The following is a 20,666-nucleotide window of genomic DNA, read 5'->3' on the forward strand; positions in this document are numbered from 1 at the left end:
GGTCTGGACGAAACCTCCGCGCCCGCTGGCAGAACCGTGAGAACGGCTCCGCGGGAAAGTCCTGATCAGCACGGTGCGGGGGTGCGCGCGAGGTGCCGATCCGCCCGCTTCGGGCCACGTCGATGCAGACCCGTGATCGTGGCTGGGACCGGCCGGGGGGACTACCGTGGGGTGCATCCGCGGCCTCGTGTCCGCGGAACGAGATGTCGCTCTCCCGCCGGGCGCGCATGCCGGCGCGGGTGACCTCGAGAAGGGGTCCGCACATGCTGAAGACGTCGTTGATCGCCCTCGCCCGGCACGAGCTCGGACACGCGCTGGAAGCGCCGAGCGGTCGCAGCGCGAAGACGGTGGTGGGCGGGCATGAGCGCCGGCTGCGGCAGACCGTGATGGCCTTGCGCGCGGGCGAGGCGCTCTCGGAACATGAGAATCCCGGCGAGGCGACGGTGCAGGTGCTCACCGGACGGGTGCTGCTGAGATTCGCAGACGCCTCGTGGAACGGCTCCGTCGGAGATCTGCTGACCGTTCCGGACGGTCTGCACTCGCTCGAGGCGGTCGAGGATTCGGTCATCCTGTTCACGGTGGTGAAGAGGCTCTGACCGCCGCGTCGCGCCGGCGTCGGCATCCGCTCGGCCTACGCTGGCGAGCATGGCCGTCTCCCAGTCCCGTCGCGCGCGTGCCGCGCGTCGGCGGAAACGGCGGATGGATGCCGCGGACAACGATCTGACCCCGCAGCAGTGGGCGCAGATCCGGGCATCGTGGGCCGGCTGCGCATACTGCGGCGCGGCGGCCGCGGCTCTGCAGCGCGACTGCGTGCTGCCGCTGTCGCGAGGAGGTCGATACACGGTGGAGAACATCGTGCCGGCCTGTCGTTCCTGCAACGCCAGCAAGAGCAACGACGAGGTCACCAGCTGGCTGCGCCGGAAGCGCCTCGACGAGCGCGCCTTTCTGCTGCGTCATCGCGCGTTCCTGGACGGCCTCACCGCGCCGGTTGAGGCGCCCGCCAGCTGAGACGGTCGCTTCAGCGGCGCCGGTGCGCGGCGTAGTACTCCAGCAGCGCGCGGGTGGACGCATCCTGCGCGGCGAGCGCGTCCGGGTCGCCCTCGATCGCCGGAGCGATCTGCAGCGCCAGCTGTTTGCCCAGTTCCACGCCCCACTGATCGAACGAGTTGATGCCCCAGATCGTGCCTTGCGTGAAGGTGATGTGCTCGTACAGCGCGATGAGCTGACCGAGCACGCGCCCGGTGAGCGCCGGGGCGAAGATCGAGGTGGTGGGGCGGTTCCCCGCGAAGGTTCGCGCCGCCACGAGCGGGCCCGTCGTGCCCTCGGCGTGGACTTCGTCGGCCGTCTTGCCGAAGGCCAGGGCCTTGGTCTGCGCGAGGAAGTTCGCCAGGAACAGGCCATGCACGTCGCGGCCGTCGTCCTCCAGCGGATACGCGGGCTCGGCGAATGCGATGAAGTCCGCGGGGATGAGCCGGGTGCCCTGGTGGATCAGCTGATAGAACGCATGCTGGCCGTTGGTGCCCGGCTCGCCCCAGAACACCTCACCGGTCTCGGTGGTCACCGGCGTGCCGTCCCAGCGGACCGACTTGCCGTTGGATTCCATCGTCAGCTGCTGCAGGTACGCCGGGAAGCGATGCAGCTGCTGCGCATAGGGCAGCACCGCGTGGGACTGCGCGCCGAGGAAGTTCGAGTACCAGACGTTGAGCAACCCCATCAGCACCGGCACGTTCGACTCGAGCGGAGTGGTCCGCATGTGCTCGTCCACGTCGTGGAACCCCGCGAGCAGCTCGCTGAAGACCTGCGGTCCGAGCGTGATGGCAAGAGAGAGTCCGATGGCGGAGTCCACCGAGTAGCGCCCACCCACCCAGTCCCAGAACCCGAACGAGTTGACCGGGTCGATGCCGAACGCCGCGACCTTGTCCAGCGCGGTCGAAACGGCGACGAAGTGATGCGCGACAGCATCCGTCTTCGACTGGGCACTGCCGTCGATCGCACCCGAGGCGACCAGCCCGGTCCACAGCCAGTCTCTGGCCAGCCGCGCGTTGGTCAGCGTCTCGAGGGTCGTGAACGTCTTGGAGGCGACGATGAACAGCGTGGTCTCGGGGTCCAGGTCCGCGGTCGTCTGAGACAGATCGGTGGGATCGATGTTGGACACGAAACGGGCGGAGATGCCGGCATCCGCGTAGGGCTTGAGCGCCTCGTAGACCATGACGGGTCCGAGATCGGACCCGCCGATCCCGATGTTCACGACGTGTGTGACCCGCTTGCCGGTGACGCCGCGCCACTGACCGGATCGCACGCGCTCTGCGAAGGCGTAGACCCCCGTGAGCACCTCGTGGACGTCGCCGTCGATGTCCTGCCCGTCCACCACGAGCGCCGGCGAGGCGCCGACCGGCCGGCGCAGCGCGGTGTGCAGGACGGCGCGGTCTTCGGTGGTGTTGATGTGCTCGCCGGCGAGCATCGCCGTGAATCGCTCAGCGACGCCCGTTTGCGCGGCGAGGTCGAGCAGCGAGGCCAGGATCTCGTCGGTGACGAGATTCTTCGACAGGTCGACGTGCAGGTCGCCCACGCTGAAGCTGAGCCGTCCCACCCGGCCGGGGTCAGCGGCGAACCAGCCGCGCAGATCCGGCGTGAATGCCGCGCGGGAGGAGGTGAGCGCTGCCCAGGCGGAGGTGGATGTGGGATCGATCGGGCTCGTCATGCGTCCACGGTAGCCCGAGGCGTCCGGTAATAGGCTCGAATAATGGACTCGCGAAATCCCTACGCATCCCGTCCGTGGCTCTCCGCGTATGCCCCGGGCGTGCCGGATTCCATCACGGAAGTCACCCAGACACTGCCGGACATGATCGAGGCGAGCATCGCCCGCTACGGCCGCGGCACCGCACTGGAGTTCTTCGGTGCCACCACCGGGTACCGCGACCTCGGCGAGCAGATCGATCGCGCCGCGGAAGGTCTGCGCCGACTCGGAGTCGTGCCCGGCGACCGGGTCGCCCTCGTGCTGCCCAACTGCCCGCAGCACGTCGTGGCGTTCTATGCCGTGCTGCGCCTCGGCGCCATCGTCGTCGAGCACAACCCGCTGTACACCGCGCGGGAGCTGCGGCACCAGTTCGAAGACCACCAGGCGCGGTTCGCGATCGCCTGGGACAAGGTCTACGACACGCTCGAGGCCTTCCCGTCCGATCTGAAGCTGGAACGGATCGTGAGCGTGGACATCACCGAGGCGATGCCGCTGCCCACCCGGATGGCGCTGCGTCTGCCGATTCCCCGGGCGCGCGCCTCCCGGGCTCAGCTGACGTCGGCGCCGAAGGCACGGCGCGTGCTGACCTGGCGGAAACTCGTCGATAGCCGGCGGCTGAGCAAACGGCATCCGCGCCCCACGCTGGATGACATCGCTCTGCTGCAGTACACCAGCGGCACCACCGGAGCGCCCAAAGGGGCGATCCTGACGCACCGCAACCTGCGTGCCAACGCGATGCAGGGCCGCGCCTGGGTGCCCGGCCTGAAGGAGGGCGAGGAGACCTTCTACGCGGTGCTGCCCCTGTTCCACGCCTACGGCATGACACTGTGCCTGACATTCGCGATGAGCCTGGGCGCGCGACTGGTTCTGTTCCCCAAGTACGACGCGAAGCTGGTGGCGGATGCCGCGGCGAAGAGTCCGCCCACATTCCTGCCCGCCGTACCGCCGATCTACGACCAGCTGGCCCGCTCGGCCGAGCGGGGCAAGATCGATCTGACCAGCGTGCGGTTCGCCATATCGGGGGCGATGAGCCTGCCGATCGATACCGTGGAGCGCTGGGAGGAAGCCACCGGCGGACTGCTGGTCGAGGGTTACGGGATGACCGAGACCTCCCCGGTCGCCCTCGGGAACCCGATCGGCCCGTCCCGGCGCCCGGGCACCGTCGGAGTGCCGTTCCCGAGCACCGAGATCCGCGTCGTGGACCCCGTCGACTGGCACGTCGACCGGTCGCTGGGCGAGTCGGGCGAGCTGCTCATTCGCGGTCCCCAGGTGTTCCAGGGTTACTGGCGACGCCCCACCGAGACGGCAGAGGCTCTGCTGCCGGGCGGGTGGGTGCGCACCGGAGACATCGTCACGGTCTCGCCGGACGGCTTCGTGACGGTCGTCGACCGGCTCAAGGAGATCATCATCACCGGAGGGTTCAACGTCGCCCCCACGGAAGTCGAGGCGACCTTGCACGCGCACCCGGACGTCGAGGAGGCCGCCGTCGTGGCGCTGCCGCGCAAGGGCGGTGAGGAGGTCGTCGCCGCCGTGGTGCTGCGGGAGGGCAGCGAGCTGAACGCCGATGCGCTGCGCGAATACTGCCGTAAGCACCTGGCCGGCTACAAGGTTCCGCGGAAGTTCTTCGCCCTGGACGAGCTGCCCCGATCGCTCATCGGCAAGGTCCTGCGCCGCGAGGTGCGCGAGCAGCTGCTGCGCGACGCCGAGTAGACCCGGCGCGCGCACCGGTCAGCCGATGAGCTGCTGCCACCCGTCCCCGTCGGCGTGCTCGAAGATGAGGTTCGTCTCGGTGTGCGCCACGGCGGGATGCCCGGTCAGGTGGGCGAGCACGAACTCCCGGAGCTCGGCCGCGTCCCGCGCGATGACGTGCAACAGGAAGTCGTCGGCGCCGGCCATGTGGAACAGGCTGAGCACACCGGGCAGGCCCGGAGCGGCCCGCCGGAACGCCTCGATCTCCTCGCGGGCATGCTTGACGAGCCGGATCGCGATGAGCGCCTGAACCGTGGCGCCCAGCGCGAGCGGATTCAGGTCGACCCGGTAGCGCCGGATCACGCCGCTGGTCTGCAGCCTGCGCAGACGCAGGGAGACGGTTGACTCGGCGATGCCCAGCGCAGAGGCCAGGGCTGCGCCCGAAGCGCGAGCGTTGGCGGTCAGCGCGCGCAGCAGCGCGCGGTCGGTCCGGTCGAGGTTAAGGACCTGCGCCATGGTGCTCCTCCGTCAGGGCTCGGGTGCAGCATCTTCGACGAGGACGCCGTTGTAGGCGCCGACCTTCAGATCGGATTGCTGATGCTGCAAGTCTCTGCTGTTCTGGGCGCATGGACAAGAGGCACCCCCGGTTCGACACCCGCGCCGTGCACGCCGGCATGGCGGGCTTGCGCGAAAGCGGGACGCATGTCCCGCCGATCGACTTCTCGACCACGTTTCCGCTGCCCGATGTGGAAAGCGGCGGTCTGGCCTACGAGGAGCTCGCCACTGGGCAGAGCCTCGGATCGGACCGCAGCGCCGTCTATCAGCGGCTCTGGCAGCCGGGCGTTGCCCGCTTCGAAGACGCGCTCGCCGACCTGGAATCCACCGAGGGCGCCGTCGCGTTCGCCAGCGGAATGGCTGCGCTCACGGCCTGCCTGATCGCATCCGTGACGGCAGGCAGGGGCCATGTCGTCGCAGTCCGGCCACTGTACGGCGGATCCGATCACGTCCTCGAGAGCGGACTGCTCGGTACGACCGTCACCTGGGCGTCGCCGGACACCATCGCCGCGGCGGTGCGTGCGGACACCGGGCTCGTGATCGTCGAGACGCCGGCGAACCCCACGCTCGAGTTGCTCGATCTGGATGAGGTCGTCGCCGCGGCCGGCGCGGTGCCGGTCCTCGTGGACAACACGTTCGCGACCCCCGTCCTCCAGCAGCCTGCCCGCCATGGTGCCGCCCTGGTGCTGCACAGCGCGACGAAGTACCTCGGCGGGCACGGCGACGTGATGGGCGGGGTCGTGGCCACCGACCAGGAGTGGGTGGAACGGCTGCGACGGGTGCGGGCACTGACCGGCGGCCTGCTGCACCCGATGGCCGCGTACCTGCTGCACCGTGGACTGCGCACCCTCCCGCTGCGGGTGCGCGCACAGCAGCAGACCGCGCAGACGCTGGCTGAGCGGATCAGCGGGCATACGGCCGTTGCGCGCGTCTTCTACCCTGGGCTGCCCGGGCAGGACCCGAAGGGACTCCTCGGCCGCCAACTGGAGGGACCGGGGTCGATCATCGCGGTGGAACTCGCCGGCGGGTACGACGCGGCCGCACGCTTCACCGAGTCGTGCGGACTCATCGAGCACGCGGTCTCGCTCGGGGGCATCGACTCCCTCGTCCAGCATCCCGCCTCGCTCACCCACCGGCCCGTGGCCGGCCCGGCCAAGCCCGGGGCGGGCGTCGTGCGTCTGTCCATCGGGCTCGAACACATCGACGATCTCACCGACGACGTGATGGTGGCGCTGGCTGCGGCCGAGACAGCCACCGCCGGCTCCGTCGCGCCGCTCGCCGGCGCCCGCTGACTCGCCGCCGCGGCATCGGACACGTCTGCCCGCGTGGCAGAGTGTTCCCGTGCCACTGACAGCCGCCGGTCGCTCCGACGAGGACGCGCTCACGCCCGAACGTCCCTCCCGGGGAAGGGCGACGCAATGAGCGTGCTCCGCGACTATGCGGCCGGGCTGGCCCAGCCGACCCTTCCGTTCACGCCCGCCACCGGCGCGAGGTTCGACGAGGTGGTGGGGGCCGATGGCGCCCTGCGACCGGCGTGGCGGGGCATGGCGGCGATCGCCGTGGACCTGACTCCGGCCCAGGTGGACCGGATCGACACCGAGATCACGACTCTGCTGGCCGACGACGGCGTGACGTACGGCAGCGGCGACGCCGGCTCGCAGCCCTGGCAGCTGGACCCCATGCCGTTGGTGCTGGATGCGGTGACGTGGGGACGCCTGGAGATCGGACTGGCGCAGCGGACCGAGCTGCTCAACGCGCTGCTGGCCGACATCTACGGCGAGCAGCGACTGCTGGCCGAAGGGGTCATCCCCGCCGCGGTCGTGTTCGGCCACTCCGGATTCGTCCGCCCCATCGTGCGCCCGCGCGGCTTCGACCCCCACCCGCTGATCCTCGCCAGCACCGATCTCGGCCGCGATGCGGCGGGCGAATGGCACGTCCTGACCGACCGGGTGCAGGCGCCGTCGGGACTGGGCTACGCCATGGAGAACCGTCGCGTCCTGTCGCGGGTGCTGCCCGAGCTCTACGATGCGGCCGGACTGCATCGCATGGAGCCGTATTTCTCGGCGCTGCGGGCCGCGCTGCTGCAGGCGGCACCGGCGGGGCTCGCCGACCCGCGCATCGTGGTGCTCTCGCCCGGAACACATTCGGAGACCGCATACGACCAGGCCTTCCTGGCCAACATCCTCGGGTTCCCCCTGGTGCAGGGCGAAGACCTGGTCGTGCAGGAAGGATCGGTGTGGATCAAACCCGCCGGTTTCCCGCAGCAGCAGCCGCAGGAGCGCGTGGATGTGATCCTGCGCCGCGTCGACGCGGAGTGGTGCGACCCGCTGGAGCTGCGTGCCGGCTCGCAGCTCGGTGTCGCCGGTCTCACGGAGGCGGTGCGGCGCGGAAACGTGCGGCTCGTGAACGGGCTGGGGGCGGGTGTGCTGGAGAACCCCGGGCTGATGCCGTTCATGCCGGCCGTCTGCGAGCGGCTGCTCGGCGAGCAGCTGCGGCTCCCGTCCGTGCCCACACTGTGGTGCGGCGAGCCCGACGGGCTGTCCGCGGTGCTGGCTGCCGTTGCCGACGACCGCGGAGAGATGACCGTGCGTGAGATCGACGGGCGTGCCGCCGAGCTGTCCGCCCTGGATCCGGCATCCCTCCGCGCCCGGATTCTGGCCGCGCCGCACCGATTCGTCGGTCAGACCCGCGTGCCGCTGTCCCAGGCTCCGGCCTGGGGTTCGTCCGGTCGCGTGTCCGGACGTGTGCAGCCCCATCCGCTCGTGCTGCGCGCGTTCACCGTGCGCGACGGTGCGATCTACCGCCCGCTGGTCGGGGGCTTGGCGACCCTGGTCGACGGCCCCACCGCCGGCCTGGCCACCAAGGATGTATGGGTGCTCAAGGCTTCACCGGGCGAGCCCGATCAGGGCATGGTCGAACCCGCTCCCGTCCCGCTCTCCCGCGCGGTCCCGGTCCTGTCCCCGCGGGCGGTCGAGGACATGTTCTGGTCCGGCAGGTACGCCGAGCGTGCCGAGGACCTCGTGCGGCTGGTGATCACCGTCAGCGCGTACGCGGAGCAGCTCGACTTCACCTCCACCACGCAGGGCGGCGCGGCACTGCGGGCACTGTTCCGCGCGCTCCAGCGCCTGGGCGGGACCCGCTGGAGCGATCCGGACCTCGAACAGCGGTCACTTCTGGTGGACGCGGATCGTCCCGGTTCGGCCGCGCACTCCTTGGAACGTCTGCGCGATGCGCTCGAGGCGGTGCGCGATCAGCTCTCCGGCGACACCTGGCGCGCGTTCGGGAGCACCGACCGTGCGATGCGGGCGCTGCGCACAGCCCCTCGCCCGCAGATCGCCGAGTCGGCCAGCCGCATGCTGGGCGGCATCCTGTCCTTGCAGGGCGTCACGGCGAACATGATGCGCGATGACGGCTGGCACGCCATCGAGACGGGGCGCCACCTCGAGCGTGGGCTGCAGGTGTGCACCCTGCTCACCGCCACCACGATCGCCTCGGCCGACGCGGGCACGGAGCGCGCCGTGCTCGGTGGCGTGCTGATGGCCTCGGAGAGCTCCGTCACGCACCGGCGTCGATTCCGCGGCGGCGTCCGCGCCGCCGACGTGCTCGAACTGCTGCTCGCCGATCCCGGCAACCCCCGCTCGCTGACCTTCGCCCTCGGGCATGTACGGGACCACGTGTCGCAGCTGGCCGGCTCCACCGGATCGACCCGACCGGAACGGCTCCTCGAACAGCTCGAGCAGACGCTCGAGCAGAGCGACATCCGAGCGCTCGCCGCGCCCGAAGACGGGCGCCGGGCGGCTCTGGAGGCCTTTCTCGGGGAGACGCGAGCGCAGCTGGAACGAATCGGCGATGCGATCGTGCACGTCCACTTCGGTGGCGGACCCCACCCGCGGCCTCTCTCGGCGCTGTCCCTGACCGAAGTGCCGGCCGCGCCGGCAACCGAGGTGAGCAGGTGAAGTACCGGGTCACCCATCGCACCACGTACACGTACGACGATGACGTCGCGAGCAGCTTCGGTCTGGCACACCTGCGACCCCGCGAGCTGGCCTGGCAGCAGGTGACCGGGCGGTCGGTCGCGATCGATCCGATGCCCGGTGACATCACCGACGATGTGGACTGCTACGGCAATGTCGTGTCGTACTTCCACGTCAGCGCACCCCACACGCGACTCACGATCGACGCCACCAGCGAGGTGACCGTCCAGCCGACGGACTACGACGCGGTGGCGCTCTCCCAACCATGGGAGCACTCCCGACCGCTGGTGAACCCCGGCATCTCGCCGCGCGCGTGGGCGGCGACCGAGTTCGCGCTGGAATCGCCCAAGGTGAGGCACGTCAGCGCCGCGCACGAGTACGGAGCATCCTCGCTGCGACCGGGCCGTCCGATCGGCGAGGCGGTCACCGACCTGATGCATCGCATCAAGGCCGACTTCGATTACGACAAGACCGCCACCACGGTCACGAGCACGGTCGCGGACGTCCTCGACAAGCGCGCGGGCGTCTGCCAGGACTTCGCGCACGTCGCGCTCGCGTGCCTGCGCAGTCACGGCATCGCGGCCAGGTACGTCAGCGGCTATCTTGCGACGCGTCCGGCACCGGGCAGACCCCGTGTGGTCGGCGCGGACGCGTCGCACGCGTGGGTCGCGGCATGGCTGCCCGGGTCGGACCAATGGCTCGCCTTCGATCCGACCAACGACCAGTGGGTCTCGGACCGGCACGTCACCGTGGCGTGGGGGCGAGACTACGGTGACGTCCCGCCCGTGAAGGGCGTCATCTTCACGGACGCGCAGAACTCGACGCTGCGGGTCTCCGTCGACGTCGCCCCGGTCGAGGAGACGTTCCCGGCGTGACCCGTCCGTCCCGGACGGTGCGGTCCCCGGCCCGCCGCGCCGGCCGAGTCCTCCGTTCGGGATAACCCGAACCGAGGACTCGGGACGACCGGGCGGCGGCCGGCCGGACGCGACCGTACCGTGGTGACATGACCTCCCAGATCTCGACGCGACCCGTCGCCCCGGCGCCGATACCGCAGCGCGCTCCCGCCCTCGCCGCCCCGCTTCGGATAGCCGGTGCCGTGGCGCAGCTGGCCGCGCTCGGCGTGGTCGGCCCCCTCGTCTTCACCGTGCTGGTCACCCTCCTGGCCGTGGGGCTGGGCCTGGTGCCCGTGCTCGGAATCGGCCTGGTGCTGCTGCTCGGCTTCGTCTACGGCCTCTACGGCCTGGGCTGGCTGGAGACCGCCCGTGTCGACGGTCTCTATTCGCTCGGGCTGCCGGGCCTGCGGCCCCGCACCCGCACGCGGCCCGGCTTCGGCGGATTCCTGCGGATGGTCTGGGACCAGTTCACCGACCCGTCGATGTGGCGGGCGATCGCCAGCGCTGCGATCGCCAGCATCCTCGGCCTCGTCGTGCTTCCCCTTCTTTCGATCTTCGCGTCCGGAATCGTCCTCGCCTTCGCTCCGCTGTTCGCACGCAGCGCCGCCGTGCGGCTTGCCGCGACGGGGCTCGAGGTGCCCGTTGCGTGGGCATCGGTGGTGGGAGTGCTCGCCGCCGTCGTCGCGCTCGCCGCCGTCGTGGGCATCGCGCTGCTGCACGGTGTGCTGGCGCGCGTCATCGTGATCCCCACCCGCGAGGCGCAGCTGACGGAGCAGGCCCGCACCTCCGACGCCCAGCGCGCCGGCGCCCTGCGCGCGTCCGAAGTGGAACGCACGCGCATCGAGCGCGACCTCCACGACGGCGTGCAGCCGCGCCTCGTGTCGGTGGGCATGACCCTCGGCCTGGCCCAGCAGAAGATGGACGACGACCCGGCGGCAGCCAAAGCGCTGCTCGCCGAAGCGCACACCTCCACCAAGGCGGCGATCACGGAACTGCGACAGCTCGCCCGCGGCATCCACGCGTCCGTGCTGGATGACCGAGGTCTGGATGCCGCCCTCTCCGCCCTCGCCGGACGCTCCCACATCCCGGTCCATCTGGACGTACGGCTGGACTCGCGCTGCAGCCGCGACGCCGAAGCCGCCGTGTATTTCGCCATCGCGGAGACCCTCACGAACGCCGCCAAGCACTCCCGCGCCAGTGAATGCCGTGTGATCGTGCGCCAGCGGGAGGGCGGGACGCTCTGGGCGCGCGTCGAGGACAACGGAATCGGCGGCGCACAGGTGATCGCCGGGGGAGGGCTGGACGGCATCTCGAACCGGATCCTCGCTGCCCGCGGCACCGTCCGGCTGGAAAGCCCGCAGGGCGGACCCACATCGCTGGAGGTGAGCGTCCCGTGCGCATCCTGATCTGCGAGGACTCGGTCCTGCTGCGCGAAGGCCTCGTGCGCCTTCTCGAAGACGCCAATCACGTCGTCGTCGCGGCGCTGCCGGATGCGACTCAGCTGGACCAGACGGTCGTGGACACCGCGCCGGACCTGTGCATCCTGGACGTCCGACTGCCGCCCACCTATACGGACGAGGGGATCCGCGCCGCACTGCGGCTGCGCGCGCAGCATCCCGCGCTTCCGGTGGTCGTGCTCTCCCAATACGTCGAAGAGCGCTATGCCACCGACCTGATCACCGCGCAGGGGGGCGCACTGGGCTATCTGCTGAAGGACCGGGTCGCGGATGTGACCGATTTCCTCGACGCGGTCACCCGGATCAGCCAGGGCGCCACCGTGCTCGACCCGGAAGTGGTCGCCCAGCTGCTGAGCCGGCGGCCGAAGGACGAACGGATGCGTCGCCTCACCGACCGCGAAGCGTCCACCCTGGCACTGATCGCCGAGGGGAAATCCAACCAGGCGATCGCTTCCACGCTCTTCGTTTCCGAGGCCAGCGTCGAGAAGTACATCACCGCGATCTTTCAGAAGCTCGACCTCGAACCGGACGAATCCGGCAACCGACGGGTGCTCGCAGCGCTCGTCCATCTCGAATACGGCGGCGGACAGCCGCAGGCAGGAGCACCCTCATGAGCACCCCGACGAACCCGACGGATCCGAGCTACTCGACGAACCCGACCTATCCCACCGTCCCGACCGTTCCGCCGACGGCCGCGCAGCCCGGGACCCCCACGCCGCCGCCCGGCGAGACGCGCGGTGCCTCGCGTGTCGTCGCGATCCTCACCATCGCCCTCGGTGGCGCGGTCGTGCTCGGCGCGATCGGCTCCGCGACGTTCTCGACCATCGCCGCAGCGAGCGTGCGCAGCGAGGCGCAGTCGATCGACGCGACCGGCGTCACCGAGCTGGATGTCTCCGTCGACGGGGCCGCCCTGCGCATCGAGTTCGACGAGGTCGCCGAGGCGACCCTGGAGGTCACCAGCGGCGGGGGCGTCGGGCCGTGGACCCTGGAGCGCGACGGCGACGAGCTGAACGTCGCATCACCGCGCACCTTCGGGCCGCGGTGGCTCTTCTTCGGCGACGTGAAGGCGACCCTGACGCTCCCGAGCGAGATCCAAGGCGCGGCCCTGGATGCGGTGCTGGATCTTTCCGCCGGTGATCTGACCGTCGACGGCGACTTCGGGAACCTCGACATCCGGATCGGGGCCGGCGGGCTCACCGTGGACGGATCGGCGCAGACGCTCCTGGCGGAGCTGAGCGCGGGGGCGGCCGACATCGAGCTCGCCGACGTGCGGGAGGCGCAGTTCTCCGTCAGCGCCGGGACGGTCGATGCTCGTCTGACAGGATCATCGCCGCGCGAGGTGACGGTCGATGTCAGCGCCGGCTCGCTGGACCTGCGGGTGCCCGAGGGTGCGTACGATGTCCGCTCCGACGTGTCGGCGGGTGAGTTCAACAACGAGCTGCGCACCGACGCCGGCGCCCGCAACGTCGTGGACGTCACCGTCTCGGCCGGCTCCGCCACGATCGCCGGCACGCGGTAACAGCGGCGCGCGCCGCAGCCGCGCTCACTTCGCGGGCATGGTGCCGGAGATCCCCGGACCCGGTGCCGGCCCGCGTCAGCGCAGAACGAGCGCGGCCGCGCCGACCAGAGGTCCGTTCCCGTCCAGACCGGTCGCCTCCACACGGACCCGGCGGGCATAGTCGAACACCGCAGCATCGCGCACGGCAGACCGCACCAGATCGATGTAGTCCTCTGCGACTCGGGCGAAGCCGCCGGCGACGACAGCGACCTCGAGGTCCAGCAGCGTCGTGACATCGGCGATGGCTTGGCCGACCGCCGCCGCCGATCGACGCACTGCAGCCGTGGCGATCGGGTCGCCCGCCGCGTAGCCGGCCGCCAGTTCTTCGCCGGTGCTGCCGCGCCATCCCTGGGCGCGAGCCCACGCGACGGTCGCCGGTCCGGAGGCGATCGACTCCAGCGTGCCGTCCGTGGCAGCCCGGCCCGGCTGTCGCGGCAGCAGGCGGAGCTGCCCGATATGCCCGGCATTGCCGGAGAGGCCGGTCACCGGCGCACCGTTGACGATCAGCCCGCCGCCGATCCCGGTGGAGACCACCATCGCCAGAGCACCGCGTGCTCCCGCCGCAGCGCCGCGCCAGTGCTCGGCCAGCGCGATGCACGCACCATCCAGGGCGAGCCGGACAGGGATGCCGGGGCTCAGCTCCTCCAGCAGCGCCACGACCCGCAGATCCGCGATCGCGGGGAGGTTCAGTGGCGCGATGGTCCCGTGGGCCAGGTCGACCGGCCCCGCCGAGCCGACGCCGATGCCGCTCAGCCGATCACCCGGCCGGATGTCGTGGAGGGCGGCTGCGGCGACGGCGCGGATGGCCTCCGCGATGTCGTCGCGGGCGGCATCCCGTCCGGTGGGCGCACGATGCTGCGTGCCGGGCAGAACCGCACCGTCCGCGTCGACCAGTGCGGCATCGACCTTGGTCCCCCCGATGTCCACGGCGAGTGCGATCGTGCCGGCCTGCATGCTCCGATCCTGCCAGATCGGGCACGGCACGGCCCCGGGCACCGCGGCGAGCGGATCACGCCTCCGCTGGTCAGCGCTGCGCGTCCTGGGCAGGATGGAATCATGCTCACCATCCCCACCGTGACCCTGAACGACCAGAGTGAATTCCCTCAGCTCGGCTTCGGAACCTACAAGCTTCGCGGACCGGACGGCACAGCCGCCATCGTCTCCGCCATCCGGACGGGGTACCGGCTGCTGGACACCGCCGTCAACTACGAGAACGAGCGCGAGGTGGGGCAGGCGGTGCGCGACAGCGGCGTGGATCGCCGGGAGATCCTGGTCGCCACCAAGATCCCCGGCCGCAGTCACGGATATGAGCAGGCGATCGAGAGCACGAACGGCTCACTGGCCGTCCTCGGGCTGGAGTGGATAGATCTGTCGATGATCCACTGGCCCAACCCGCGGGTGGACCGCTATGTCGACACCTGGCGCGCCATGATCGCCCTGCGCGAGCAAGGTCTCATCCGCTCGCTCGGCGTCTCCAACTTCACCCGGACGATGCTCACCCGGCTGGTCGACGAGACCGGTGTCACCCCGGCGGTGAACCAGGTCGAGATGCACCCGTATTTCCCGCAGGCCTCGCTGCGGGCCTTCCACGCCGAGTTGGGCATCCGCACCGAGAGCTGGAGTCCGTTGGCCCGCAGATCCGAGCTGCTGCACGAGCAGGTGCTGGTGGAGCTCGCGGAGATCTACGGCGTCACCCCCACTCAGATCGTCCTGCGCTGGCACGTGCAGCTGGGCAGCACACCGATTCCGAAATCCGCCGACGCGGACCGCCAGCGCGAGAACGCGGACGTGTTCGACTTCGAGCTGACTCCGGACGAGGTCGAGGCGATCTCCTCGCTCGAACGCGGGCGGCTGTGGGATGCCGACCCGGATACGCACGAGGAGATGTAGCGCGGGCGGGAGGGAGCGGGTCCGTTCGCGTCTCCGCGGGTGCCGCTAGCGTCCTCGGGCTGTCCGCACGGGAAGCTCGGCGAGCCACTCGGTGTACGTCTGCGTGCCCAGCAGGGCCCCCGGAGCCGGAAGGAGTGAACCATCGCGCTGGGCGCGCCCGGCCGGGCCGGGCAGGGGGATGGCCGGGATCCAGGCTCGCGACCCCTGCGTGCGCGCGAAACGGCGCACCATGTCCACCAGCCTCTCTTCTCGCGGCCCGGCGAGATCAGGCGCCCGGCCGGCCGGGGCGCTCTCTGCCAGAGCGACCAGGTGCGCGCCGACCTCCCGGGCGGCGATCGGCTGTGTGCGCATCTTCGGCGCGACGTGGAGCGGGCCGATCTTCGCGCGCTGGTATACCTGCTCGGCGAACTCGTGGAACTGCGTCGCGCGAAGAATCGTCCACGGCGCATCGCCGTCCTCGATCACGCGCTCCTGGGCCGCCTTGCCGGCGTAGTAGCCGTGCGGCGCGCGGTCGACACCCACGATCGACAGGGCGACATGGTGACCGACGCCACCGACCTGTCGCTGTGCGTTCAGAAGCATGCGCGAGGTCGTTTCGAAGAACCGCACGGAATCGTCGGCGTCGAGCGTCGAGACGTTCACCACGTCGATCACGGCATCCGCACCCCGAAGCGCTTCCGTCAGGCCGGCGCCGGTCACCAGATCCACTCCCGCGCCGCGGGTCAGCAGCACGACGTCGTGACCGCGCGCTCGCGCGTGCGAGACCACATGACTGCCCACGTGACCGGTTCCCCCGGCGACGGCGATCCTCACGGTGGGTCCCCCGCTACAGCTGCGCGCCGTTGTCGTCGGGGTCGTCCAGCCCGACATGGCGACCGCGCCATGACTCGTAGGCGATGAGCCATCCGATCGACAGCGCGAACGCCAGGATGAGGCCCAGCCAGAGCTGTCCCCAGATCAGGCCGAACAGCACGCCGAGGGCGAGGATCAGCACTGTCCCGAGGAGCCACTGGACGCGGCCGCTGGGCCAGCCGCTGCGAGGTTCAGACATGCGCTCAGCCTACGGCCGGAACACGGGTGTGCCGGCTGCGGCGCGGGTCAGGCTTGCGGGCTGTACGCGACCATCCACTCGATGCCGAATTTGTCGCGCAGCATCCCGAACCGTCCTCCCCATGGCGGCACCTCGAACGGCATGGTGACGGTGCCGCCGTCGGCCAGTGCGTTCCAGAGACCCTCCAGTTGCGGCTCGTCGCCGCCGCTGAGCGAGACTGCGATGCCGGCGGGCGGGGTGTACTGCATCCCGGAGGGGGTGTCCGAAGCCATCAGCACCATCCCGTCGGGACTGGTCAGCTGCGCGTGCATGACGAGGTCGTTCTCGCTCGGATCCTGCACCATCCCCTCGTACTCGCCGAACGTCGAGACCTCGAGGTCGCCGCCGAACACGCTCTGGTAGAACTCCATCGCGGTGCGGGCCTCGCGCTGAAACGAGAGATACGGGTTCAGGGTGGGCATGTCTACTCCCGGGTCGGGGCGCGCAAGCGCCGGGTCATTCGATCGGAGCCCCGTCCAGCATCGCCAGGCGGCCGGTGGGGCGTTCGGTCAGGCGGATACCGCAGGCGTTCCGCGGCAGGTCACAGTGTCGTCGGGGCCTCCGACATCCGCAATGGGGTGCGTGCGCGGACCGCCGCAGCCGGCCGCGGACGGGTCAGCGACCCCTGTGGTCCTCGGGGTGCAGCCGCGGGCCGCGACGCGGCTCCCGGACGCCGCTGGCCTCGATGAGCCGGATGACGCGCTGGCGCTGGCCTGCCCAGGGGGCGAGCAGCTCCAGCATCCCGTCGTCGTCGACGCGCGTTCCCGACAGGGCGAAGCCGACTTCGTGAGCGAGATGGAAGTCGCCGACACTCACCGCATCCGGATCCCCGACCGCGCGGATCCGGGTCTCCGCCGACGTCCAGGGGCCGATCCCGCGCTGGCTGATCAGCACGCGATCGCGCGCCTCACCATCGGTCGCGGACAAGAACACGCGCCCGAGAGCCTCGCCGCGTCGAGCAGCTTCCACCACGGTGCGGGCCTGCGGCGGTTCGAGGCCGGCGCGATGCCAGGACCAGGAGGGTACGCGTCGCCATCCGTCGATGCTGGGCGGCGCGTACATCGGCCGCGGCGTGGGACCTGGAGCGCGCTCGCCGTGCCAGGTCACCAGGCACCTCCATGCGGCGAAGGCCTGCATGCCGGTGATCTTCTGCTCGATGATCGCGCTGGCCAGCGCGTCGAAGAACAGGTCCGTGCGGCCGATGCGCACGCCGGGGTTGCGATGGTGCGCCGAGGCGATCAGGGGATGCCGGCTCGCATCGAACTCGCCCGGGTCGTCCTCAGCGCCACAGAGCGCGGGCAGCTGGTCCAGCGCCCAGGCGGCCCCGGCCCCCCAGGCGGCCGCGCGGATCACGCCGCCGGCCATCTCGCGCAGAGCGAGGGTCGCCGTGCCCGCCGGGGTGCGGCTGGCTCGCCAGATCACCGCTCCGGAGACCAGCATCGTGGGGTCGTTGCGGCCGTGTCGCTGATACAGCACGACCCGGGGGAGATCCAGCGGATGCCGCGGCCGGTACTCCGTCTCCAGTGGTCCCGCGGCGTCAGTGCGCTGTGCGCCCCGGACCTCCGCGATCGTCATGCGGCCAGAGTACGCGGCGGGTCCGGACATCCGCTGTTCGCGAGTCGCGCCCCGGTCCGGCACCCTCGTTCGTGAGTCGCGCCCCGGTCCGGGCACCCCTCGTTCGCCTGTCGCGATGTGCGGGCCGCGTCGGCGTGTCGTGACAGGCGAGCAGATCTGGTGCGGGGCGGCCGGGGCGGGGGCGGGGGCGCCGGGGGAACTCAGAAGCGGTCGGGGGAGGGCGTGCCGTGACCGTAGCGGATCGACACGTCGGCGTGACGGTCGAAGCGGTAGCCCACCCCGCGCACCGTGCGCACGATGTCCTCGTACCGGCCGAGCTTGGCGCGCAGACGCCGCACGTGCACATCGATCGTGCGCTCGCCGGGTGAGTCGTCCTCGGTCACGCCCTGCCAGAGCGAGCCGACCAGCTCGGCCCGCTCGATGGTGCGTCCCTCGCGCAGCACGAGGTACTGCAGCAGCTCGAACTCCTTGAAGGTGAACGCGGCGGATTCCCCGTCGATCAGCACGCGCTTGCGCGAGATGTCGACCACCACACCGCCGTGCGAGCGGTCTTCGTCCACGGGCTCGTCATGCTTGGTCCGGGCGATCGCGGACGGCTCGTGCAGGGCCAGGCGCACCACGTCCACGTCCCGGCCGCCGGCGCCGACCGGCGCGAGCGCGACGGTCGCATAGGTCTCGGCATCCGGTGCGAGGTCGGCAAGAGTCCGGCGCAGGGCGTCGACGAGAACGCCGAGCGAGACACCGGATGCCGCGGCCTTGGCCTCATCGATGCCGACGTAGAGCGCGAAGCCGCGCGGGGCCGTTCCCGGCGGCAGGTGGCGGGGGGAGGGATCGGAGTCGACCGGAGCGGGCGGGACGGCGGCGGGCGCAGAGACGACGGGGAGATGACGTGCGTTCGTCGGGCGTTCCAGGAGGGCGGTGTGCGACATGAGAGGTCCTTGCGACGGAACCCTGGCCTTCATCGGCTCCGAGCGGGTTCGGCTGTGCTGCTGAGCGGCCCCGATGGTGGGCCTGGGGTGCGAGGGATCCGGCTGCGCGTGATCGACGCGCGTGCGGAGCACTCGGGGATTCTGCGCTGCGTTCAGAAGCAGCGGGCGAATCCGGCGGGGGTCACCGTGTCAGCGACACATTCGACAGCACATGACGACGCGGCCGGCCATCATGCCGGCAGTCCCGTTCGCCTCCCGGGCGGACAGAGAACGCGCGATGTCAGTCATGTGCCCGATTATGTCGGACTGCGTCCGCATGCGTCAAATCGCACCGCGACGCCGAGACGCGCGTGACGAAATGTTACAGATTGCTCAGTCCGCCCGGCTAGGGGGAGAACGGACGGGGGAGCGAGGGCGGCGCAGCCGGTCGACCTCGCGGAGGTGGCAAAGTGAGTCACGTGACTGTGCCGTCGATCGAAGGAAGCCCGGACTACCGCGACACCGGGCTGGTGTTCCCTCCTGGTTTCACCTTCGGCTCTGCCACGGCGTCCTACCAGGTCGAGGGCGCCGCCGCCGAGGACGGCCGCGGACCGTCGATCTGGGACACGTTCAGCAAGACGCCGGGCAAGGTGTGGAACGGCGATACCGGTGACGTCGCGTGCGACCACTATCACCGGCTCGACAGCGATCTGGACCTGATGAAGGATCTGGGGCTGGACGCGTACCGCTTCTCGATCGCCTGGCCGCGGATCCAGCCGACCGGGACCGGCCCGGCCAACCGGGCCGGCATCGACTTCTACTCCCGGCTGGTCGACGGCCTCCTCGAGCGCGGCATCAAGCCCGTCGCGACCCTGTACCACTGGGACTTGCCGCAGCCGCTCGAGCACGCCGGCGGCTGGCCGGTCCGGGCCACCGCCGACGCGTTCGCCGAGTACGCCGCGATCATGGGCACGGCACTGGGCGACCGCGTGCACACCTGGACCACCCTGAACGAGCCGTGGTGCTCCGCCTACCTCGGCTACGGCCAGGGCGGACACGCGCCCGGCCGGCACGAGCCGGCCGCCGCGCTCGCCGCCGTCCACCACCTCAATCTCGCCCACGGCCGAGCCCTGCAGGCGCTGCGGGCCACCTCAACCGGTTCTCCCGAGTACTCGGTGACGCTCAACTTCCACGTCCTGCGCGGACAGGGGGATGCCGCGGCCGAGGCCATGCGTCGCATCGACGCCCTCGCCAATCGTGCGTTCACCGGACCCATGCTGCGCGGAGAGTACCCGGCCGATCTGCTGTCGGACACGGCATCCGTCACCGACTGGTCGTTCGTGCAGGACGGCGATCTCGCCTCGATCCATCAGCCGATCGACGTGCTGGGCGTCAACTACTACTCCACCGCTACCGTGCGCATGTGGGACGGCGTGTCCCCGCGCCAGCAGAACGACGGCCACAAGACCACGGCGGGCGGTACGGCGTGGCCGGGCAGCGACCGCGCGGTCGAGTTCGTCGAGCAGCCGGGCCCGTACACCGCGATGGGGTGGAACATCGCACCCGAGGGGCTCGAGGAGCTCCTGGTGGACCTGTCCGCGCAGTTCCCCGACCAGCCGCTCATGATCACCGAGAACGGGGCCGCGTTCGATGACGCGGTCGCCGCCGACGGCTCCGTGCCGGACACCGAGCGCCTCGACTACCTGCGCCGTCACTTCACCGCCGCACACCGCGCCCTGAGGCGCGGGGTGGACCTGCGCGGCTATTTCGTGTGGTCCCTGCTGGACAACTTCGAGTGGGGGTACGGGTACGCCAAGCGCTTCGGCATCGTCCGGGTCGACTTCGACACTCTGGAGCGCACCGTCAAGGACTCCGGGCTCTGGTTCCGCGAACTGGCCGCCTCTGGCGTCCTGCCGGGTCCAGGGAACGCCCAGCCGGATTCACGCTCGGCAGCGCCGATCGGACGTACCCTATCCACGTGACATCGCTGACCTTCACCCACGAACCGGACGCCTCGCGATACACGCTGCACCGGGGCGATGACCTCGTCAGTGTGCTGGACTACCGCGATGACGGACGCACGGTCGCGATGACCCGTGCCTACACCGTGCCCACCTTCCGCGGTCACGGGTACGCCGGCGAACTCGTCGACCGCGCGGTCGCGCTTCTTGAGGCCCAAGGGAACCGGCAGGTGATCCCGGTGTGCTGGTACGTCGCGGACTGGTTCGCGGAGCACCCCGAACGCGCCGGCATCCTGCAGCACCGCGCCACCGCCTAGCGGCCGGACGGTGCGCTCGAGGGGAGCCGCGGCGAACCCCGAGGGCGCCGCCGTGCAGCCCT

The 20,666-nt window shown here is 70.7% G+C and carries 20 protein-coding genes; 12 read left to right on the top strand and 8 right to left on the bottom strand.

Annotated features, from left to right (window positions below):
• Positions 1 to 263: 263 nt before the first annotated feature.
• Positions 264 to 596: a cupin domain-containing protein gene (locus QNO12_RS02570; RefSeq protein ID WP_257503566.1), complete on the top strand. Its 333-nt coding sequence runs from the start codon at positions 264 to 266 to the stop codon at positions 594 to 596.
• A gap of 103 nt (positions 597 to 699) precedes the next feature.
• The gene (locus QNO12_RS02575) at positions 700 to 1,008 is read left to right on the top strand and encodes an HNH endonuclease (RefSeq protein WP_374113595.1); all 309 of its coding nucleotides are present in this window, start codon (positions 700 to 702) and stop codon (positions 1,006 to 1,008) included.
• Between the two features lie 10 nt (positions 1,009 to 1,018).
• Here the strand turns inward: QNO12_RS02575 and pgi are convergent, their stop codons facing one another.
• Complete coding sequence (gene pgi / locus QNO12_RS02580; protein ID WP_257503564.1) at positions 1,019 to 2,701, bottom strand: glucose-6-phosphate isomerase; 1,683 nt, start codon at positions 2,699 to 2,701, stop codon at positions 1,019 to 1,021.
• 42 nt (positions 2,702 to 2,743) lie between these two features.
• On the opposite strand from pgi, the gene QNO12_RS02585 reads away from it, so the two are divergent.
• Positions 2,744 to 4,447: a long-chain-fatty-acid--CoA ligase gene (locus QNO12_RS02585; RefSeq protein ID WP_257503563.1), complete on the top strand. Its 1,704-nt coding sequence runs from the start codon at positions 2,744 to 2,746 to the stop codon at positions 4,445 to 4,447.
• An 18-nt stretch (positions 4,448 to 4,465) separates the two neighbouring features.
• Here the strand turns inward: QNO12_RS02585 and QNO12_RS02590 are convergent, their stop codons facing one another.
• Positions 4,466 to 4,942 carry an Lrp/AsnC family transcriptional regulator gene (locus QNO12_RS02590; protein WP_257503562.1) on the bottom strand — a complete coding sequence of 159 codons (477 nt, stop codon included), beginning with the start codon at positions 4,940 to 4,942 and terminating at the stop codon, positions 4,466 to 4,468.
• A 110-nt stretch (positions 4,943 to 5,052) separates the two neighbouring features.
• On the opposite strand from QNO12_RS02590, the gene QNO12_RS02595 reads away from it, so the two are divergent.
• From QNO12_RS02595 to QNO12_RS02620, 6 genes are all read left to right on the top strand, one after another.
• Entirely contained in the window at positions 5,053 to 6,273 is a 1,221-nt protein-coding gene (locus QNO12_RS02595) for a trans-sulfuration enzyme family protein (protein ID WP_257503561.1), read from the top strand.
• Between the two features lie 126 nt (positions 6,274 to 6,399).
• Positions 6,400 to 8,937 (top strand): circularly permuted type 2 ATP-grasp protein, encoded by a 2,538-nt coding sequence (locus tag QNO12_RS02600; RefSeq protein WP_257503560.1) that lies wholly within the window; start codon positions 6,400 to 6,402, stop codon positions 8,935 to 8,937.
• The gene (locus QNO12_RS02605) at positions 8,934 to 9,830 is read left to right on the top strand and encodes a transglutaminase family protein (RefSeq protein WP_257503559.1); all 897 of its coding nucleotides are present in this window, start codon (positions 8,934 to 8,936) and stop codon (positions 9,828 to 9,830) included. Before QNO12_RS02600 ends, QNO12_RS02605 begins: the two co-directional genes overlap by 4 nt.
• Positions 9,831 to 9,958: 128 nt before the next feature.
• Positions 9,959 to 11,254 (top strand): sensor histidine kinase, encoded by a 1,296-nt coding sequence (locus QNO12_RS02610; protein ID WP_257503558.1) that lies wholly within the window; start codon positions 9,959 to 9,961, stop codon positions 11,252 to 11,254.
• Positions 11,242 to 11,919, top strand: coding sequence for a response regulator (locus QNO12_RS02615; protein WP_257503557.1), 678 nt, complete (start codon positions 11,242 to 11,244; stop codon positions 11,917 to 11,919). The genes QNO12_RS02610 and QNO12_RS02615 overlap by 13 nt, the downstream gene beginning before the upstream one ends.
• Positions 11,916 to 12,824, top strand: coding sequence for a DUF4097 family beta strand repeat-containing protein (locus tag QNO12_RS02620; RefSeq protein ID WP_257503556.1), 909 nt, complete (start codon positions 11,916 to 11,918; stop codon positions 12,822 to 12,824). The genes QNO12_RS02615 and QNO12_RS02620 overlap by 4 nt, the downstream gene beginning before the upstream one ends.
• A 75-nt stretch (positions 12,825 to 12,899) precedes the next feature.
• Here QNO12_RS02620 and QNO12_RS02625 read toward each other — a convergent pair whose 3' ends face one another.
• Positions 12,900 to 13,817, bottom strand: a complete 918-nt coding sequence (locus QNO12_RS02625; protein WP_257503555.1) for an ROK family protein — start codon at positions 13,815 to 13,817, stop codon at positions 12,900 to 12,902.
• A 102-nt stretch (positions 13,818 to 13,919) separates the two neighbouring features.
• Here QNO12_RS02625 and QNO12_RS02630 point away from each other — a divergent pair, with 102 nt between their 5' ends.
• Complete coding sequence (locus QNO12_RS02630) at positions 13,920 to 14,753, top strand: aldo/keto reductase (protein ID WP_257503554.1); 834 nt, start codon at positions 13,920 to 13,922, stop codon at positions 14,751 to 14,753.
• A 45-nt stretch (positions 14,754 to 14,798) separates the two neighbouring features.
• Here the strand turns inward: QNO12_RS02630 and QNO12_RS02635 are convergent, their stop codons facing one another.
• The 5 genes from QNO12_RS02635 to QNO12_RS02655 form a co-directional block, all read right to left on the bottom strand.
• A complete protein-coding gene (locus QNO12_RS02635) occupies positions 14,799 to 15,566 on the bottom strand; it encodes an SDR family oxidoreductase (RefSeq protein WP_257503553.1) in 768 nt (255 codons plus the stop codon).
• 13 nt (positions 15,567 to 15,579) lie between these two features.
• Positions 15,580 to 15,804, bottom strand: a complete 225-nt coding sequence (locus QNO12_RS02640) for a hypothetical protein (RefSeq protein WP_257503552.1) — start codon at positions 15,802 to 15,804, stop codon at positions 15,580 to 15,582.
• A gap of 47 nt (positions 15,805 to 15,851) precedes the next feature.
• Positions 15,852 to 16,265 carry a VOC family protein gene (locus QNO12_RS02645; protein WP_257503551.1) on the bottom strand — a complete coding sequence of 138 codons (414 nt, stop codon included), beginning with the start codon at positions 16,263 to 16,265 and terminating at the stop codon, positions 15,852 to 15,854.
• Positions 16,266 to 16,458: 193 nt separating this feature from the next.
• Complete coding sequence (locus QNO12_RS02650) at positions 16,459 to 17,418, bottom strand: DNA-3-methyladenine glycosylase family protein (RefSeq protein WP_257503550.1); 960 nt, start codon at positions 17,416 to 17,418, stop codon at positions 16,459 to 16,461.
• A 200-nt stretch (positions 17,419 to 17,618) separates the two neighbouring features.
• On the bottom strand, positions 17,619 to 18,347 hold the full coding sequence (locus QNO12_RS02655; protein ID WP_257503549.1) for a winged helix-turn-helix domain-containing protein: 729 nt from the start codon (positions 18,345 to 18,347) through the stop codon (positions 17,619 to 17,621).
• 458 nt (positions 18,348 to 18,805) lie between these two features.
• On the opposite strand from QNO12_RS02655, the gene QNO12_RS02660 reads away from it, so the two are divergent.
• Complete coding sequence (locus tag QNO12_RS02660) at positions 18,806 to 20,308, top strand: glycoside hydrolase family 1 protein (RefSeq protein ID WP_257503700.1); 1,503 nt, start codon at positions 18,806 to 18,808, stop codon at positions 20,306 to 20,308.
• A complete protein-coding gene (locus tag QNO12_RS02665) occupies positions 20,305 to 20,604 on the top strand; it encodes a GNAT family N-acetyltransferase (RefSeq protein ID WP_257503548.1) in 300 nt (99 codons plus the stop codon). The genes QNO12_RS02660 and QNO12_RS02665 overlap by 4 nt, the downstream gene beginning before the upstream one ends.
• Positions 20,605 to 20,666: the final 62 nt, after the last annotated feature.

Source organism: Microbacterium sp. zg-B185 (genome assembly GCF_030246885.1).
Lineage (GTDB): Bacteria > Actinomycetota > Actinomycetes > Actinomycetales > Microbacteriaceae > Microbacterium.

What these genes read in the sequence shown, in the direction of transcription:
- QNO12_RS02570 (WP_257503566.1), top strand. Translation starts at nt 264, where the DNA reads ATGCTGAAGACGTCGTTGATCGCCCTCGCCCGGCACGAGCTCGGACAC.
- QNO12_RS02575 (WP_374113595.1), top strand. Translation starts at nt 700, where the DNA reads ATGGATGCCGCGGACAACGATCTGACCCCGCAGCAGTGGGCGCAGATC.
- pgi (WP_257503564.1), bottom strand. Translation starts at nt 2,701, where the DNA reads ATGACGAGCCCGATCGATCCCACATCCACCTCCGCCTGGGCAGCGCTC.
- QNO12_RS02585 (WP_257503563.1), top strand. Translation starts at nt 2,744, where the DNA reads ATGGACTCGCGAAATCCCTACGCATCCCGTCCGTGGCTCTCCGCGTAT.
- QNO12_RS02590 (WP_257503562.1), bottom strand. Translation starts at nt 4,942, where the DNA reads ATGGCGCAGGTCCTTAACCTCGACCGGACCGACCGCGCGCTGCTGCGC.
- QNO12_RS02595 (WP_257503561.1), top strand. Translation starts at nt 5,053, where the DNA reads ATGGACAAGAGGCACCCCCGGTTCGACACCCGCGCCGTGCACGCCGGC.
- QNO12_RS02600 (WP_257503560.1), top strand. Translation starts at nt 6,400, where the DNA reads ATGAGCGTGCTCCGCGACTATGCGGCCGGGCTGGCCCAGCCGACCCTT.
- QNO12_RS02610 (WP_257503558.1), top strand. Translation starts at nt 9,959, where the DNA reads ATGACCTCCCAGATCTCGACGCGACCCGTCGCCCCGGCGCCGATACCG.
- QNO12_RS02620 (WP_257503556.1), top strand. Translation starts at nt 11,916, where the DNA reads ATGAGCACCCCGACGAACCCGACGGATCCGAGCTACTCGACGAACCCG.
- QNO12_RS02625 (WP_257503555.1), bottom strand. Translation starts at nt 13,817, where the DNA reads ATGCAGGCCGGCACGATCGCACTCGCCGTGGACATCGGGGGGACCAAG.
- QNO12_RS02630 (WP_257503554.1), top strand. Translation starts at nt 13,920, where the DNA reads ATGCTCACCATCCCCACCGTGACCCTGAACGACCAGAGTGAATTCCCT.
- QNO12_RS02640 (WP_257503552.1), bottom strand. Translation starts at nt 15,804, where the DNA reads ATGTCTGAACCTCGCAGCGGCTGGCCCAGCGGCCGCGTCCAGTGGCTC.
- QNO12_RS02645 (WP_257503551.1), bottom strand. Translation starts at nt 16,265, where the DNA reads ATGCCCACCCTGAACCCGTATCTCTCGTTTCAGCGCGAGGCCCGCACC.
- QNO12_RS02650 (WP_257503550.1), bottom strand. Translation starts at nt 17,418, where the DNA reads ATGACGATCGCGGAGGTCCGGGGCGCACAGCGCACTGACGCCGCGGGA.
- QNO12_RS02655 (WP_257503549.1), bottom strand. Translation starts at nt 18,347, where the DNA reads ATGTCGCACACCGCCCTCCTGGAACGCCCGACGAACGCACGTCATCTC.